Origin of the sequence: Pseudomonas sp. NFACC43 (assembly GCF_900119645.1) — a bacterium.
Classification (GTDB): Bacteria; Pseudomonadota; Gammaproteobacteria; order Pseudomonadales; family Pseudomonadaceae; genus Aquipseudomonas.
In genome coordinates, this window is the sequence record NZ_FPKK01000001.1 from 461,962 (window position 1) to 478,588 (window position 16,627).

The 16,627-nt window shown below is 62.1% G+C and carries 14 protein-coding genes; 5 read left to right on the plus strand and 9 right to left on the minus strand.

What is annotated here, in order from left to right; all coding sequences use genetic code 11:
* Window positions 1-156 precede the first annotated feature (156 nt).
* Window positions 157-666 carry a DUF1993 domain-containing protein gene (locus BT179_RS01990; RefSeq protein ID WP_072388909.1) on the minus strand — a complete coding sequence of 170 codons (510 nt, stop codon included), beginning with the start codon at window positions 664-666 and terminating at the stop codon, window positions 157-159.
* A gap of 130 nt (window positions 667-796) precedes the next feature.
* On the opposite strand from BT179_RS01990, the gene BT179_RS01995 reads away from it, so the two are divergent.
* A complete protein-coding gene (locus tag BT179_RS01995; RefSeq protein WP_072388911.1) occupies window positions 797-1,444 on the plus strand; it encodes a YceH family protein in 648 nt (215 codons plus the stop codon).
* A 17-nt stretch (window positions 1,445-1,461) separates the two neighbouring features.
* Here BT179_RS01995 and BT179_RS02000 read toward each other — a convergent pair whose 3' ends face one another.
* Window positions 1,462-2,283 (minus strand): shikimate 5-dehydrogenase, encoded by an 822-nt coding sequence (locus BT179_RS02000; protein ID WP_072388913.1) that lies wholly within the window; start codon window positions 2,281-2,283, stop codon window positions 1,462-1,464.
* A gap of 176 nt (window positions 2,284-2,459) precedes the next feature.
* On the opposite strand from BT179_RS02000, the gene BT179_RS02005 reads away from it, so the two are divergent.
* Window positions 2,460-2,810 (plus strand): hypothetical protein, encoded by a 351-nt coding sequence (locus BT179_RS02005; RefSeq protein WP_072388915.1) that lies wholly within the window; start codon window positions 2,460-2,462, stop codon window positions 2,808-2,810.
* A 76-nt stretch (window positions 2,811-2,886) separates the two neighbouring features.
* Here BT179_RS02005 and BT179_RS02010 read toward each other — a convergent pair whose 3' ends face one another.
* The 6 genes from BT179_RS02010 to BT179_RS02035 all read right to left on the minus strand — a co-directional run bounded on the left by BT179_RS02010 (window position 2,887) and on the right by BT179_RS02035 (window position 11,671).
* Complete coding sequence (locus BT179_RS02010) at window positions 2,887-4,407, minus strand: nucleobase:cation symporter-2 family protein (protein ID WP_072388917.1); 1,521 nt, start codon at window positions 4,405-4,407, stop codon at window positions 2,887-2,889.
* 306 nt (window positions 4,408-4,713) lie between these two features.
* A complete protein-coding gene (locus BT179_RS02015; RefSeq protein ID WP_072430376.1) occupies window positions 4,714-5,532 on the minus strand; it encodes an arylamine N-acetyltransferase family protein in 819 nt (272 codons plus the stop codon).
* Window positions 5,533-5,647: 115 nt separating this feature from the next.
* Window positions 5,648-6,442, minus strand: coding sequence for an exodeoxyribonuclease III (xth, locus tag BT179_RS02020; protein WP_072430375.1), 795 nt, complete (start codon window positions 6,440-6,442; stop codon window positions 5,648-5,650).
* 68 nt (window positions 6,443-6,510) lie between these two features.
* Window positions 6,511-9,087: a bifunctional diguanylate cyclase/phosphodiesterase gene (locus BT179_RS02025; protein ID WP_072430374.1), complete on the minus strand. Its 2,577-nt coding sequence runs from the start codon at window positions 9,085-9,087 to the stop codon at window positions 6,511-6,513.
* A 76-nt stretch (window positions 9,088-9,163) separates the two neighbouring features.
* Window positions 9,164-10,735 (minus strand): sensor domain-containing diguanylate cyclase, encoded by a 1,572-nt coding sequence (locus BT179_RS02030; RefSeq protein ID WP_072388925.1) that lies wholly within the window; start codon window positions 10,733-10,735, stop codon window positions 9,164-9,166.
* Window positions 10,736-11,011: 276 nt separating this feature from the next.
* Window positions 11,012-11,671 carry a ribonuclease T2 family protein gene (locus BT179_RS02035; RefSeq protein ID WP_072430373.1) on the minus strand — a complete coding sequence of 220 codons (660 nt, stop codon included), beginning with the start codon at window positions 11,669-11,671 and terminating at the stop codon, window positions 11,012-11,014.
* A 183-nt stretch (window positions 11,672-11,854) separates the two neighbouring features.
* Here BT179_RS02035 and chrA point away from each other — a divergent pair, with 183 nt between their 5' ends.
* From chrA to BT179_RS02050, 3 genes are all read left to right on the plus strand, one after another.
* Window positions 11,855-13,201, plus strand: a complete 1,347-nt coding sequence (chrA, locus tag BT179_RS02040; RefSeq protein WP_072430372.1) for a chromate efflux transporter — start codon at window positions 11,855-11,857, stop codon at window positions 13,199-13,201.
* A gap of 174 nt (window positions 13,202-13,375) precedes the next feature.
* On the plus strand, window positions 13,376-14,524 hold the full coding sequence (locus tag BT179_RS02045; protein ID WP_072388931.1) for a mechanosensitive ion channel family protein: 1,149 nt from the start codon (window positions 13,376-13,378) through the stop codon (window positions 14,522-14,524).
* Between the two features lie 86 nt (window positions 14,525-14,610).
* On the plus strand, window positions 14,611-15,099 hold the full coding sequence (locus BT179_RS02050) for a hypothetical protein (protein ID WP_072430371.1): 489 nt from the start codon (window positions 14,611-14,613) through the stop codon (window positions 15,097-15,099).
* Window positions 15,100-15,219: 120 nt separating this feature from the next.
* Here BT179_RS02050 and BT179_RS02055 read toward each other — a convergent pair whose 3' ends face one another.
* Window positions 15,220-16,443, minus strand: a complete 1,224-nt coding sequence (locus BT179_RS02055; RefSeq protein ID WP_072430370.1) for an MFS transporter — start codon at window positions 16,441-16,443, stop codon at window positions 15,220-15,222.
* Window positions 16,444-16,627 lie beyond the last annotated feature (184 nt).

A 16,627-nucleotide genomic window follows, 5' to 3' on the forward strand; every position in this document is an offset into this window, starting at 1 on the left:
ATCCCAGCCTGGGCCGTGGATGAACCCGCCCCTTCGCGGGCATGGTCACGCCCATGAAGCTAGACAGGGCCCCCCAGGCCCGGCCCACACCCATCGAAAGTCATGAAAAAGCCCGGGACGGCCCACACCGTCCCGGGCTTTTTCATGCTGCCAGGCTTAGAACGCGCCCATGTAGTCGCGCTTGCCGATTTCCACACCGTTGTGACGCAGCAGTGCGTAAGTGGTGGTGACGTGGAAGAAGAACTGCGGCAGGCCGTAGGTCAGCAGGTAGTTCTGGCCGGTGAAGCGCTTTTCCTTCGGCGTACCCGGACGGGTGACGATCTCGATATTTTCCTTGCCGTCGATCTGCTCGGGGCGGATGCCGTCGATGAAAGCCAGCACCTTGGCGATCAGGGCCTGCAGTTCGGCGAAGGTGGTTTCGCTGTCGTCATATTTCGGCACTTCGATTTCAGCCAGCCGCGCGGAGACGCCCTTGGCGAAATCCACCGCGATCTGCACCTGACGCACCAGCGGGAACATGTCCGGGTACAGCCGGGCCTGCAGGAATGCGTTCGGCTCGATGTTTTTCGCGCTGGCATGGGCTTCGGCCTTGCTCAGGACGTCACTCATGGCGTTGAGCATCTGCTTGAAAACCGGGATGGAAGCGGCGTACAGGGAAATAGTCATGGGGATCTCATGCAGGTGATGGAAAAAAGAGTCTTATCAAGCGTCGGCGATTATAGACACGCTGTCGCGCAGCTTGTCTTTTATTGCGCAAGGATTAGGCTAGGCGGCTTCACAGCATAGGGGACGCGCGATGAGCATCGAAGAACAGGATCAGGCCGAAGCAGCACGGCTCAACAGCACGGAAATCCGCATCCTCGGGGCCCTGATCGAAAAGCAGGCCACCAATCCCGAAACCTACCCACTGACCCTCAACGCCCTGGTTTTGGCCTGCAACCAGAAAACCAGCCGCGAACCGGTGATGAACCTCACCCCAGGCCAGGTTGGCCAGAGCCTGCGGGCGCTGGAGGGCCAGGGTTTCACCCGGCTCGTGATGGGCAGCCGCGCCGACCGTTGGGAACATCGGGTCGAAAAGGCCCTGGAGCTGGTGCCGGCCCAGGTGGTCCTGATGGGGTTGCTGTTCCTGCGCGGTCCGCAAACCGTCAACGAACTGTTGACCCGCAGCGGCCGGATGCACGATTTCGAAGACGCCGAACAAGTGCTGCATCAGCTGGAGCGCCTCATCGCCCGCGGCCTGGCCCTGCTGGTGCCGCGCCAGGCCGGCCAGCGGGAAGATCGATACGTCCATGCCTTGGGCGATCCGGCGGACATCGAGGCGATTCTCGCCGCCCGCCAGCACCCGGTGGAGCGCGGGACGGGCAGCGGCGTGTCGCTGGAACGCATCGAAGAGCTCGAAGCCCGCATCGCGGCGCTGGAAGAGCGGCTGGCCCGGCTGGAATAACCAGGCAAGGCCCGCGTCTAGACCGCGCGGGCGAAGGCCACGGCTTTTTCGAACTGTTCCAGGCTCGGCCGTACACCGGTGTACAGCACGAACTGCTCCAGGGCCTGGATCGCAACCACTTCCAGCCCGGTGATGACGCGCTTGCCTTCGGTTCGAGCGCGCACGATCAACGGTGTTTCCGATGGGATCGCCACCACATCGAACACCGTCTCGGCTGCCGCGATGGCGTCGGCCGAAAACGCCAGCTGATCGGCTTCCGGCCCGCCGCTCATGCCTATCGGCGTGACGTTGATCAGCATCTGCGGCCGCTGCTCGCCCAGCTCCGCTTGCCACTCGTAGCCCAGGGACGCGGCCAGCGCCCGGCCAGCGGTTTCATTGCGGGCAACGATCAGCCCCTTGCGGTAACCGCCATCGCGTAACGCGCTGGCCACGGCCTTGGCCATGCCGCCGCTGCCGCGCAGGGCAAAGGTCGATTCCTTGGGCACGGCATGGGTTTGCAGCAACTGGGCGACGGCGATGTAGTCGGTGTTGTAGGCCTTCAGGTGCCCATCGGTATTGACGATGGTGTTGATGGACTGGATCGCGGCGGCGGAAGCATCCAGCTCGTCGACCAGGGCGATGCAGGCCTCCTTGAAGGGCATCGACACCCCGCATCCCCGGATGCCCAGGGCGCGGATCCCACGGACAGCACCTGGCAGGTCCTGGCTGCTGAAAGCCTTGTAGTAGAAATTCAGGCCCAACTGCTCATACAAATGATTATGAAAGCGCAGGCCGAAGTTACCGGGGCGCCCCGAGAGGGACATGCACAACTGGGTGTTCTTGTCGTGATGAAATTGCATGCGTGTTCCTTGCGTTCACTTTCGGACAAACGGATGACCGTCTCGTTGGACCTTACACAATATTTACCCAACGGCGTTGCAGATCCTGGGAAAATCGTTGTCAGAGCAAATATCCCGGCGACCCTCATCGGGTTTGTTCCAGACCACAGCCGCCGGGGTTGAAACGAGGAACCGACATGAATCGTAAACTCCCCATCATCGCCCTGCTCGTGGGGGCACTCGCGGTCACCGGCCAGGCATCCGCCCATGGTCGCGGTGGTTGGGAGGGGCCCGCAGTGTTCGGCGCAATCGTCGGCTCGGCCATCGTCGGCTCGGCGCTCATCAACCGCGACCGTCCGGTGTATGTGCAGCAGCCGGTCTATGTCCAGCCGCAGCCGGTCTACGTACAGCAGCCACCACCGGTCTATTACCAGCCACAGCCGGTGTATATAGAGCGGCCCATCTATTATCGTCCGGCACCGGTGTATTACGGGCCACCACGGGGCTATTACTACGGCCCACCCCGGGGCCACTACGGTCGCTGGTAACCTGGACCCGGCATAAAAAAACAGCCTGTGACTGGCCAATCACAGGCTGTTTTTTCATGAGCGCTACATCACCCCGTCAGACGTGCTCGCGGCTTTCAAGCCGCACCGGGGCATGCTCTGCCGTCGAATGAGCAGGCTCCGCCACCACGGGGATCTCATTGCCGTCGCAGTCATGCAGCTTGCCATCGCTGAAATAATCGCCTTCGCGCAACGCCGCGAGATCCTGGTAGCGCAACACCCGCTCGGTCCCGGCGGCGAAGACCGACTGCTGGTCGGAATTGCCCGTGGTGAAGTGGTTGAAGGCCAGGTTCAAGACGATCGCCATGATCGCCGAAGAGCTGATGCCCGAATGGAAAATGGTCGCGAACCAGCTGGGGAAATGATCGTAGAAGTTCGGTGCGGCGATGGGAATCATGCCGAAGCCGATGGAGGTGGCGACGATGATCAGGTTGACGTTGTTGCGGTAATCGACTTTCGACAGGGTGCGAATGCCGCTGGCGGCAACGGTACCGAACAAGACGATGCCAGCACCGCCCAGTACCGAGGTCGGAACCGCCGCGATCACCCGCCCCATGAACGGCAGCAGGCCGAGCACCACCAGGAATACCCCGCCGGTGGCCACGACGAAGCGGCTCTTGATTCCGGTCACCGCCACCAGCCCGACGTTCTGGGCAAAGGCGCTCTGGGTAAAGGACCCGAAGATCGGGGCGATCATGCTCGACAGCATGTCGGCCCGCAGGCCATTGCCCAGGCGCCGGGAGTCTACCTTGGTGTCGATGATCTCCCCCACCGCCAGGATGTCGGCAGAGGTCTCCACCAGGGTCACCATGATCACGATGCACATGGACAGGATCGCCGCGATGTGGAACGTGGGCATGCCAAAATGAAACGGTGCGGGGAAGCCGAACATCGGCCCTTCGCTGACGGAAGAAAAATCCGCCATGCCCAGGAACACCGCGATCACGGTGCCGACCACCATGGCCAGCAGGATCGACAGCCGGGAAATGGTCGCGCTGCCCATCTTGCTGAGTAACAGCACCAGCACCAGCGTGACGGCAGCCAGCCCGATGTTCGCCATGCTGCCAAAATCGGCGGCATGGCTGTTGCCCCCCATGGCCCAACGTGCCGCCACCGGCATCAGCGTCAGGCCGATGGTGGTGATCACGATGCCTGTAACCAACGGTGGAAAGAACCGGGTGATGCGTGAAAACACCGGGGTGATCAGCAAACCGATCAAGGATGCGGCGATGACCGCCCCCAGGATGGCCTGGAAACCACCCTCCCCGCCGGTCCCGACAATCGCCACCATGGTCGCGACGCCGGAGAAGGATACGCCTTGCACCAAGGGTAACTGGCACCCGAAGAACGGCAGGCCCAGGGTCTGCAGCAAGGTAGCCAGCCCCCCTGCGAACAGCGACGCCGCAATCAACAGGCCGATGTCCGCCGACGACAGGCCGGCTGCCTGGCCAATGATCAAAGGCACCGCAACGATACCGCCGTACATGGTCAACACATGTTGCAGGCCGTAAGCCATATTCGCGCCGACACCAAGGTTTTCGTCCTCGGGCCGTGGGAGTGAAACATGGGGCGTTTTCATGGTTCGGGGGTTCCCTGTTTTTTGTTATGGGCACACTGTATTCAAAAATCAGGACAAATGTCCAGATAGTTGTATACAACTTTCAGCCCACATCATGACCAAAGGGTCATCACCTCATCCGTGACCCCATTGCCTCCAGGCTCTGCCTGAAAAGCCTCGATACTCGTTCAGGCGGCGGTGAAGACCGGCTCGTGCGCGAGTCGATCGCAATGCTCATTTACTCCAGTAAAAACGAGCGCGACTCCGGCCGTTACTCGCCGGTTTTCGCCTTGCATGACCTTTGCCTCAAGTCTTTTCAAACAGAGCCTAGAGCAGCCCCTTCACCGCGGGCCGCAGCACTTCTCGCGGCGGAACGCGCAGGCTGAATTCCTCCTCCAGCAGCTCGATCAGTTCATCGGCGTGCGCGATGATCCGTCGCTCGCTCTCTTGTCCCAGCCGGTGCACGGCATAGCTGTTGCCGTTGAGGGTCTTGCGCATGCCGTCTCCCGTGCGGGCCACCATCAGCCGGCCCATGAACGGAGACTCAGGGTGACTGCAGACGTACCAGTTGCCCACGGCGTAGTCGATGTCCTCCTGGCGTTGCAGGTCGAACAGGTACATCGGCCGCCATTCGCCCGCGACGTTGGCTTGCAGCAGGTAGCCGTCCTCATGCACCTCGATGCGGTACGGTTCGTGGGGCGTGGCCTGCACGTCCCGGCTATCGAGCAACAACGGGGCGGTGGGCACCATGCCGCCGAACCCCACATCAGTGATATAGCGCACGCCATCGATGACCACCAGGGTAATGCGGTGGGTACGCGCTGGCCACGCTCCTTGTGAGGCGTTCATCAGAACCCTGCCGGTGATGCCACGAACGTCGAAGCCCAGCTCCAGCAGGAGCGCCATGAACAAGTGATTGAGCTCATAGCAGTAGCCACCGCGACCTTGCTCGAAGACTTTTCGCTCGATCGATTCAAGGTCGATATGCACCGGTTGACGCAGCAGCGTGGAAAGCGTTTCGAAAGGGAACTCGGCGGTGTGGCGCCATTGCAGCTGACGCAATGTCTCGAGGGTCGGTGCGGGTGGGGCGTCGAAGCCCAGGCGATGCAGATAACGGCCCGTATCGCTCAGTCGTGCGGTGTCCATGAGGGTGTCCTTATCCGGTCCGGCGCAGGGCTTGCAGCAAGCTCACTGCAGTTGGCAGCAGGTATAAGGCATTACTTGTGCACCGACAACACCCCGGCCCGCCGGGTTTCGCCCTTCAGCGTCGTTTTCGTGAGGCGAGCCGGATCCAGGTGGGGGCATGATCGCTGGGATGAGGCTGGTTCCTGACCCAGGCGTCTACCCCTGCCTCGCTCAGATAAGGACTGGCCGCCGGGTTGAGCAACAGGTGGTCGATACGCAGCCCGGAGTTCTTCTGCCAGTGCTGACGGAAATAGTCCCAGAAGGTGTAGATCCTCTCCTGCGGATACAGATGGCGCAACGCATCCGTCCAGCCCTGGTCCAGCAGCCGCTGGTAGCACTCCCGACTTTCAGGCTGCAGCAACGCATCCTTGAGCCAGGAGCGTGGGTTGTAGATGTCCATGTCGGTGGGCACTACGTTGTAGTCCCCCGCCAGCACCACCGGGTGATCGCTGGCCTGCAGGTCCTTGGCGTAGTCGATCAGCCGGTTGAACCACTCCAGCTTGTAATCGAACTTGGGGCCTGGCTGTGGATTGCCGTTGGGCAGGTACAGGCACCCCACCAGGACACCATGCACGGCCGCCTCCAGGTAGCGGCTGTGACTGTCGGCATCACCGCCGGGCAAGCCCCGGCGGCTCTCCAGGGGTTGCGCATCGCGGGCCAGGATCGCGACACCGTTCCACGACGCCTGGCCATGCCAGATCGATCCATACCCCACCGACTCCAGTTCCGCCGCCGGAAAATCCTTGTCGGCCGCCTTGAGCTCCTGCAGACAGACGATATCGGGGCTCTCCCGCTCCAGCCATTGCAGCAGGTTGGGCAACCGGGCCCGGATGCCATTGATGTTGAAGGTCGCGATCCGCAGGTTTTTCATGGGCCAGAACTCGAATGCCAGGACACTCATGTGTGACCGACAACAAACCGCAGTGGTTGCAACGATGTTCAGGATCCGGTTCTCGACGAGGGCCGAGCACTTTGCAGCAGGTGCGTGAAAGCCGCCTTGTCGATGGGTCGACTGAGGAAATAGCCCTGGACCTCGTGGCATTGGTCCGTTCCCAGCGAACCGAGCTGATCCAGGGTTTCCACCCCTTCGGCCGTGACGGTCAGGCCCATGGCCTTGCCCAGGTTGATGATCGCCTGCACCACCGCGCGGTCGTTGCTGCTGTTGCTCATGGACGCGATGAAACGCTTGTCGATCTTGATGCCATCGAACGGATAGGTGCGCAGGTAGCCGAGTGAAGAATAGCCGGTACCGAAATCGTCCATGTTCAGGCGCACGCCCAGCTCCTTGAGGGCATTCATGACCTGGAGGGCTCCGTCCACATCGTTGAGCATCACGTTCTCGGTGATTTCCAGTTCCAGGCGGCTGGCCGGGAAATGGGTTTCGATCAGCACCTGGCGCACATCCTCCACCACATCGCTGCGTTCGAACTGCGCGGGAGAGAGATTGACCGAGACCATCAGGTCCCCCGGCCAGGTCAGCGCGGTTTCGCAAGCCTCGCGCAGCACCCAGCGCGAAAGCGGAACGATGAGATCGGTCTGTTCGGCCATTGGAATGAAGGCATCCGGCCCCAGCAAGCCCTGGCTTGGATGCTGCCAGCGCACCAGGGCCTCGACGGCGACGATCTCGCGACCGTCGACCTTGTAGCGAGGCTGGAAATGCAGGACGAACTCGTTTCTCTTCAAGGCCTGGCGCAGGTCGTTTTCCAGCTGGCGTCGATGCTGGATCTGGTCATTCATGTGCGGGGCAAAGTAGCACCAGGTCTTCTTGCCTTCGGACTTGGCCTGGTACAAGGCGATATCGGCACAACGGATCAACTCACCGGGCACGTAGCCCTGGCGACGGCTCACCGCAATGCCGATGCTGGCGCCGATGTGCAGGGCATGAGTCTCATAGTGGATCGGTTGCTGCAGGCTGTCGATCAGCCGTGCGCAGAACCGATCGATCTCGGTGGTGTTCTCCATGCCGCTGAGAACCACGACGAACTCATCGCCCCCCAACCGCGCCACCAGGTCCTGCTCACGGGTACTGTCGCGCAACCGCTGGGCCACCTCCAGCAGCACCGCGTCGCCGGCCGGATGGCCGAGGGAATCGTTGATCGGCTTGAAGTTGTCCAGATCCACCATCAGCAGGGTCAAGGGCGCGGAATGCTCCTTGGCCAGCAGGGCGTCGTCCAGGTGCCGCGCCAGCTTGTTGCGGTTCGGCAGGCCGGTCAGCGCATCGTGCAATGACAAGTGCTGGACCTGAGCGTGAGCGGCCACCTCGTCGGTGATGTCGCTGGCGGTGCCGCGATACCCCACCACCTCGCCCTTGTCCTGGATCGGCCGCGCCGAAACCCGACAAAAGCGCAATTGCCCGGAGTGATCGCGGTAGGAGCAACGCAGGTTGCTGGCATTGTGTTCCTCCGTCAGGTTGCCCAGCCACAAGGCAATCGGTGTCGTGTCGCAGAACAACAACTGTTCGATGTCCTGCCCCAGCCATTGCCGGTCGGAAAACCCGGTAACGGTACTGAAGCGTCCCGACAGGTAGGTGATGCGACGCTGGCCGTCGATTTCCCAGATCCAGTCGGAAGCCGCCTCGGCCACGGCCCGGAACCGCTCTTCGCTGGCTTCAAGGGCCTGGGCCGATCTCTCCAGGCGATCATGGCTGGCGTCCACATGCCGTGCGGTACGCATGGCGTAGCGGAAAAACCAGGCGGTGAGCAACGCCAGGATCAACAGTGCCGCGCCCAGCGGGGGTACCAGCGACCAGAGCAACTGCCGGCCCGGTCGTTCGAGCCGAGACACCAGGCTGTAGCCGGTACTGTCCAGCGGTACCGCCGGCTGGCCTGGCTCCAGCGTCGTATCCTGCTTGAGATTCAAATCGATCAAGCCGTAGCTCTGGCCCAGCTTGCGCAGCTTGACGGGTGTCAGCTGATCGACAAACAGCAGGATCGACGTGCCCTTGGGATCGATCCGGGGGCGCTCGTCATTGGGCAGGATCACCGCAGCGGTGACGATGGCCGGCCAGCCCTCGAACAAGGTATAGCGGATCCGGGGCGTCGACAGATCGGACTGGTCCTGAAGTTGGTTCATCAGTTCCTGCAACGGCATGTCCATGAAGGCTGACACGTCGGCCTGGACAGGCTGTCCCCGTATCAAGGCGTACTTGGTGCGCTCACGGTCGATGACGAACACGCCTTCGTATTCGTCGTTGGTGAACAGCGTCTTGCCCATGTTCTGTTCGGCGTAGGCCCAGTTCACATCGACCTCGCCATTGAGATGTTCGTATCCCGTGGTCCAGAAGGCGTAGCTGGTGATGTAGTTTTTCGAGGCGGTGATGCGATTTTCCACCGCGCGCTCGGTGTAGAAATGTGTCTTGCGCACATCCTCGGCATCCAGGTCGCTGGCGATGTCGAGCAGCGCCGCGACGGTCAACAGCACGCCGACGACGAACAGCCCCGCAACGGCGGCCACCAGGCGACGGGTAATGGGGGTATGGCGCATGACGTTTGAAGGCGTATCGGCAGAAGTGTCCATTCACCTGCTCCTGTACATCGACCCTGACTTCGATGTGCAGTTGACCGTCTTCAGCGGTCGATGACTCCAACGAACCTCAACGGTCGGATCGCTCCAGCACACCGCGCCCATCTTCCGTCGACCACACCGCCACGCGATTGCGGCCGCTGTGCTTGGCCTGGTAAAGCGCGGCATCGGCCCTCTGGATGAAGACTTCGGTACTGTCCAGGCTGCTGGGCACGAAGGCATAGCAGCCCAGGCTCACCGTCAGGTAGCCGGTCGGGGAGCCGGAATGGGTGATGTGTTTCTCGATCAGGCTGCTGCGGATCTGCTCGGCCAGCGTCACGGCGCCCTGCAGGTTGGTGTCGGGCAGCAACACGGCGAACTCCTCCCCTCCGTAACGCACCGCCAGGTCGGCCTTGCGATGGCAGCAGCTCTTGAGGACCTTCGCCACTTCGGCCAGGCAATGGTCCCCGGCCACGTGCCCGTAGGTATCGTTGTAGCGCTTGAAGAAGTCGATATCGAGCAGGATCAGGCTCAACGAACTGCGCTGGCGTGCGCCCCGGCCAAATTCGATGTCAAGGGCCCGCTCGAACAATCGCCGGTTCGCCAGCCCGGTCAGGCTGTCGTGGGTGGCGATCAATCGCAAGGTTTCCTGGGCCTTGCGCAGGTCGGCCTCGATCCGCTCGTTGTTACGCACCTGGCGTACGAATACCCAGCCGAACAGGCAGATACCGGTAACCACCAGGGCCACGATGAGGCTGGATTGAAAGGCCTTGGCATACCAGCCCGCCAGGATCGACTGCTTGGACATCGCGACCGTGACCATCAGCGGATAGGCCTGCAGGTGTTGGTGGTCATAGAGCCGGACGACGCCGTCGGTGGTGGAGCGGATCATCGCGCTGTGAGGCTGCGTACCAGCCAGGTCATGCCGGAACAGACGCTCCTGGGCCAGGGAGCGCCCGATCATCGTCTCGTCGAAAGGCCGGCGGGCCAGCAGGGTTCCATCGGACAAGGTCAGGACCATCTCGCTCTTGTCGTCGAGACTGAAACTTTTGAAGAACCTGTCGAAGTACGACATCTTGATGCCGGCCATGAGCACGCCCTGGAAGTTGCCGTCCTCATCATTCAGGCGCCGCGAAATGGGGATGATCCAGTCGCCGTTTTGCCGGCTGCGGATCGCCGGTCCGATATGGGCGATCAAGGAGGCGTTCTGCTGATGGAAGACGAAGTACTCCCGGTCCGCCACGCCGCTGCCTTTCTTCAGATTGTCGAAGGAGGTGACGACCCACTGCCCGTCCTTGTCGAACAGGAAAAGGCCATGCAACTGCTCCAGCGATTGCACACGCCGAGCGAGTATTTTCTGCAGGCGCGGTTGCAGCGAAGGTCCGAAACCATCGACCTGAATCCAGTCCGTCAGGCTGTCCAGCACCAGGTCGGCCTGACGGAACGTGTCCTGGGCCTGCTGGGCCATGGCCCAGGTCAGGTTGGCCGAAGCGATTCTCGCCGACTCCAGGTCGTGCCGGCGAGACTGCTCCAGTTGCAGGTACAGCAAACCGCACAGGCACAGGCAGACCGCTGCAATAAAGGCCACCGCCGCCTTGAGCAGCGGCAGGCGCTTCAGTGCACCGCCAGGGGTGTGGAGCGGATCATGGATGGGGATAGGCAAGCGAATTCCTGGGGAGGGCAAAACATGAGCGAATCGCTCAAAGCCCCCAATATCCGTGAGCTTAGCCTACCGCCTGTGGGGCGGCAATTTGCCTTAGCGATGAAGGCGATAGATGGCGGGGTTGGATCCAAAAAGCAGGCTCGCAGCACCGATGCGAGCTTGCTTGCGATAGCATCGGACCTGCCCGAATCGCTACCTTCTGACCTGTCGCCTTCGCGGACAAGCCCGCCTCTATAACGGCTGAGGCGGGCCGGCCTCAGGCCGTTTCCGCTGCAATCAGCGTACTGGCGGCACGCGGATTTCTCCGCCCCGGCATTGCGTCCGCACGCCCTTGCCGCATGCACTGAAGCCCAGGTCCTTGTCCATGCACACTCGCACTTCCGACAATTGCGGCCCGCTGCAAATCACGGCGATCCCCTTGTCCGGCATACCGGGATTGCTCTGCCGGAACAGTCGGGCAATCTCCTCGGCCTCGAAATAGTAGGACGAGCTCAGTGGCTGCAACTGTGGCGGAATCTTCACCGCCCCCAGAGCCTTGTCGGAAGCCTCCAGGTAGCCCATCGCGCCGAGGCCGCTGCAAGTGCCGTGCTTGGACCATTCATGCTCCATCAGTTTCGGCGTGGGGAACAAGGTCAGGCCCTTGTCCCGCTCGGCTGCCGTCAATGGCACCCGCGGCGCGCAAGACTGTGGCCAGCCGCCCTTGGCGTATTGCGGCCAGAGCCCATGGAGCACGAAACCGTAGCCCTTGCCGGAGCATTGCGAATCGCTCGGGTGTGTGAGGCAGAAAGTCGGCGACCAGGACAGTGCCAGCACGTAATAATCGAATACGCCCGCGACGGATTCCGCCCGAGCATTGCGCGACTCCCGGGCATTGCCCGTGTGGATGCAGCCCAGTGTAAAGGCGAGCAGCACCGCGATTGCAAAACGTTGTTTCATTGACCCACTCCTTGGGTAGCGATGGAAATAATCATGACGACGACTCGGCCGGCGATTGTGCCAGGGTTGTGTTTCAACCCCATGAAAGGACGAGTTTTTTACAGGTAAACCTTGCCCGGGGCTATTCAAATTGCATGGCGCCCCCTAACGTAGACCGTCCCCGGCCTCAAGCACCCATCGCCCATGAACATCCAGCCCCCAATCGCCGACGCCCCTTCGGCTGTCAGCCTGCGCGAAGCCTTCTGGTTCTGGCTCAAGTTGGGCTTCATCAGTTTCGGCGGACCGGCGGGACAGATTTCGATCATGCATCAGGAACTGGTGGAGCGTCGCCGCTGGATTTCCGAGCGGCGTTTCCTGCATGCCCTGAACTATTGCATGCTGCTGCCGGGCCCCGAGGCGCAGCAATTGGCGACCTACCTGGGCTGGCTGATGCACCGGACCTGGGGTGGGGTCATCGCCGGGGCGCTGTTCGTATTGCCTTCGCTGTTCATCCTCATCACGTTGTCCTGGCTGTATGTCGCCTTTGGCGAAGTACCGGTGGTGGCGGGCATTTTCTATGGCATCAAGCCGGCCGTGACGGCGATCGTCGTGCATGCAGCCCACCGTATAGGCTCCCGCGCCCTCAGGAACAACTGGCTGTGGGCAATCGCCGCTGCGTCGTTCACCGCGATATTTGCCTGCAACCTGCCCTTCCCGCTGATTGTGCTGGGGGCGGCTGTGATCGGTTACCTGGGAGGCCGTTGGGCACCGGAAAAATTCAGCCTGGGGGGACACGATACCGGGCATCGCTCCTTCGGCAGCGCCTTGATCGACGACGATACCCCTCCCCCGGAGCATGCCCGGTTCAGCGTCGGCAGGCTCACCCGGCTGGTCATCGTCGGCGCGCTACTCTGGACGTTACCCATGGGCCTGTTGACCCTGGCGTTCGGCTGGGGAGGCACGCTTACGCAAATGGCCTGGTTCTTCACCAAGGCTGCCTTGCTGACCTTCGGTGGCGCCTATGCGGTCTTGCCCTACGTCTACCAGGGCGCAGTCGCACACTTCGGCTGGTTGACACCGGCCCAGATGATCGACGGCCTGGCCCTGGGGGAAACCACGCCCGGCCCCTTGATCATGGTGGTGGCGTTCGTCGGTTTCGTCGGCGGCTACGTCACGCAGGTGTTCGGCCCCGAACAGGCTTTCCTCGCTGGCGCCGTCGCGGCCACGCTGGTGACCTGGTTCACCTTCCTGCCCTCGTTCCTGTTCATCCTGGCCGGCGGCCCATTGGTGGAGTCGACCCACAACACCCTGAAATTCACCGCACCGCTGACGGCCATCACCGCGGCGGTGGTCGGCGTGATCCTCAATCTGGCCTGCTTCTTCGGCTACCACGTTCTGTGGCCCAACGGCTTTGCCGGCGCACTGGACTGGCCGTCGGCAATCATTGCAATCCTTGCCACGATCGCTCTGTTCAGGTACCGACGTGGCGTGATTCAGGTCTTGCTGGCGTGCGGGCTGGCCGGGTTGGCGGTGCATCTGTTGCGTCAGTGACTGCAAGCGAAGCCTGGATGCCTGCGGGCAAAAAATTGAACACCCTTTTCCGTTGGTCACCTAATGAAGTTCATGGCCCTGCCACGCCCTCGCGCAACAACGGCAAGGGCTCGAACCAGAACAGCAATGACGCAGTCGCTCGCTTCCTGATTGCCTGGCCCAGGTGACCGATCCATGGAATCAAACGCTCTCGACATCCTCACCACCACCCAATTGCTGGGGATCTCCATCGCCAACTGGCTGCTCGCATCGGGCGTGATGACGGTGAGTTTTATCGTCGCCCGGGCAGGCATCGGCTTCCTGCTGCGCAAGGTAGAGGTCCTGGCACAGAAGCCCAACGCCCACGTCAGTCACATCGCCGTCGAGGTATTGTCCAGCACCAGCAATACGCTGTTGTTGCTGGCTTCGATCCTCATCGGTGTCGGTGTGCTGGACCTGCCCGAGCGTTGGCTGGGCCGCGTCAGCAGCCTCTGGTTCGTGGTGGCCGCCCTGCAGGTCGGCCTGTGGGCCAACCGGGCGATCGCCCTCACGCTCCTGCATTATTTCGCTCGCCACAGCCACAGCGACATTCATCAGAAAAGCGCCTTGGCAACCCTGAGCCTGTGGGGCGCCAAGGTGTTCCTCTGGGCCGTGGTGCTGCTGGCCATGCTCTCCAACCTGGGTGTGAACATCACCGCGTTCGTCGCCAGCCTCGGGGTCGGGGGAATCGCGGTGGCCCTGGCTGTGCAGAACATCCTCGGAGACCTGTTCGCCTCGCTGTCCATCGCCGTGGACAAGCCTTTCGAGGTCGGCGACTTCATCGTCGTGGGCTCCCTGGCCGGTACGGTGGAACATGTCGGCCTGAAAACCACACGGATCCGCAGCCTGAGCGGCGAACAGATCGTGATGGCCAACGCCCAGATGATCAGCATCACCATCCAGAACTACAAGCGTCTGCAGGAACGACGCATCGTCTTCGAGTTCGCCCTGCCCCACGAATGCTCGATCGAACAGATCAAGCAGGTGCCGGCCATTGTCGAGCGCATCATCAGGGCCCAGGAAAAGACCCGCTTCGACCGCTCCCACTTTCGCGGTTTTGGCGAAAGTGCGCTGGAGTTCGAGACGGTCTATATCGTGCTGGACCCCAGCTACAACATCTACATGGATATCCAGCAGGCAATCAACCTCGGCATGATGCAAGCATTCGCCGAAATCGGCGTACGCCTGGCCACACCGGCGCGCACCGTCCACGTGGCCTCGTTGCCGGACATGCCGCAGCGCTCCACAGACACCGGACACGACACCTCGATGCAGAACTCGCCAGCGTATGGCGCGCGGCATTGACCAGACAACGTCGCTTCATGACCCAACGCAATGAGCCCCCTTGCCCTTGAGCTAAGCTTTTTGCATCACAACGACAGGGAATCGACATGAACAAGGCAGACGCGCTCGCGGCGAAATTGCGGCAGACCCGGCAAACCCGCGCCGACACCGACAACTGCGCCGACCTGGCCATCGAACACTGGCCCGCCCAGGTCTACGAGTTGTACCGCCAGATCGAAACCTGGCTGGCGCCGGTCTGCGAGGCCGGCCTGAACATCCGGCGCAACCCCACCCATGTATTTGAAAGCCACTCCAGCGGTTCGACCTACCATTACGCCATCGACCAGTTGGTGATGGAAGGCAACCACCATCGTATCGAGCTCGACCCGATCGCCCGCTTCTCTTCCAGGGGCGAAGGCTGTATCGAGGTTCACATGAAAGGTCAGACCCACTGCATCCTTCGTACTGTCGGCGAGCACGGTGAATCGCTCTGGCATCTTCAGGCTGCGCAGCCGCCAGCGCAGTCGCGCCCCGAGCTGTTGACGCTGGATGAGGACCGCCTGCTCACGTTGGTGGAGCAAGGCTTGGGGCTTTGATGCAAGCCGGGCGCTTCGACGCAGGCAGCAACCGCCCCGAGGTCACGGCTCGCTTCTGCCAGAAAGGCCCAAGGCATTGTCGATAGCGCCTTGGGCCTCACGGTGCCTTCTGGACGTTGCTCAATTCACCACACCGTAATCGGCCGCGTTCGAAGCGCCTGAAGACGCCCGAACCGTCGCTCGTGCGGCCATCAGGGTGAGCATGGCGGCAACCACCAGCACCGCCGCGCTGGTCTCGAAGGTGGCCTGGTAGCCGTTCAGGTCAAACAGGACACCGCCCACCGTCGCGCCCGCCGCAATGGCGAGCTGAACGATCGCCACCATCAGACCACCACCGGCCTCGGCTTCTTCAGGCAAAGCCCTGGATAACCAGGTCCACCATCCAACGGGCGCGGCAGTCGCGATCAGCCCCCAGAGCGCCAGCAGAACAGTCGTGATCAACACCGACTTACCGAACCCTACGAGCGCAATGGCAATGACCGCCATCACCAGGGGGATGATCACCAGGGTGCGAAACACTCCGTTGCGCAGCAATGCGCCAATCAGGAAGGTGCCGAGCAATCCGGCCAGACCGATCACCAGCAACATGAACGAAAGCATGGAGACACTCACCTGGGTCACCGATTCAAGGAAAGGTCGCAGATAGGTGAACAACATGAACTGCCCCATGAAGAATGTGCTGACGGCCAGCATGCCCAACGCAATCGGAGGACGGGCCATCAGCGCGAGGACATTGCCCGAGCCCTGCTTCGTCCGGGTCTGCATGGACGGCAGTCGCAGCACAAGCCAGACCAGCGCCACCAGCGCCACCGGCACGATGCAGAAGAAGGCTGCGCGCCAGCCGATGATCGCACCCAGGAAACTGCCCAACGGCGCTGCCACGACGGTCGCCAAGGCGTTGCCGCCGTTGACGAGGGCCAAGGCTCGCGGGACCTGGTCCTGCGGCACGAGTCGCATGGCCGTGGCCGCCGACAGCGACCAGAAGCCGCCGATTGCCACGCCGATCAGCGCACGGCCTGCCATGAACGTCAGGTAGTTGGGCGCCAGTGCCACCACGGTCCCGGAAACGATCATCAGGAGGGTCAGCGCCAGCAGCAGCCTCTTGCGATCGACCCGGGCGGCGATGGACGCAATGAACAGGCTGGTGATCAAGGCAAAGGCGCCGGACACGGCAATGCCCTGCCCGGCCTGCCCCTCGCTGACCTGAAGGTCCGCCGCGATCGGCGTCAGCAGGCTGACCGGCAGAAACTCGGAAGCAACGAGGGCGAACGCGGCCAGCGACATGGCGAATACCGCGCTCCAGGCGGGTGGGGTTTGGGTTTTCATCCAATAGCGATCAGTCATCGGGGCTACGTTTACTCCGTCGGCAAGGGGCATGTCATCGATTTGCAAGCGATAGTTTCAGCGCCAGACCCTGATGTCCGGTAATGCATTCCGGTTGAATGCTTGCCTGATCCTGTGAGGCGGTCGGTGCACCATGGGCAGCGCCTGCCGGACGGGTTAATGTTCGCTGCATCACTGTCAACCC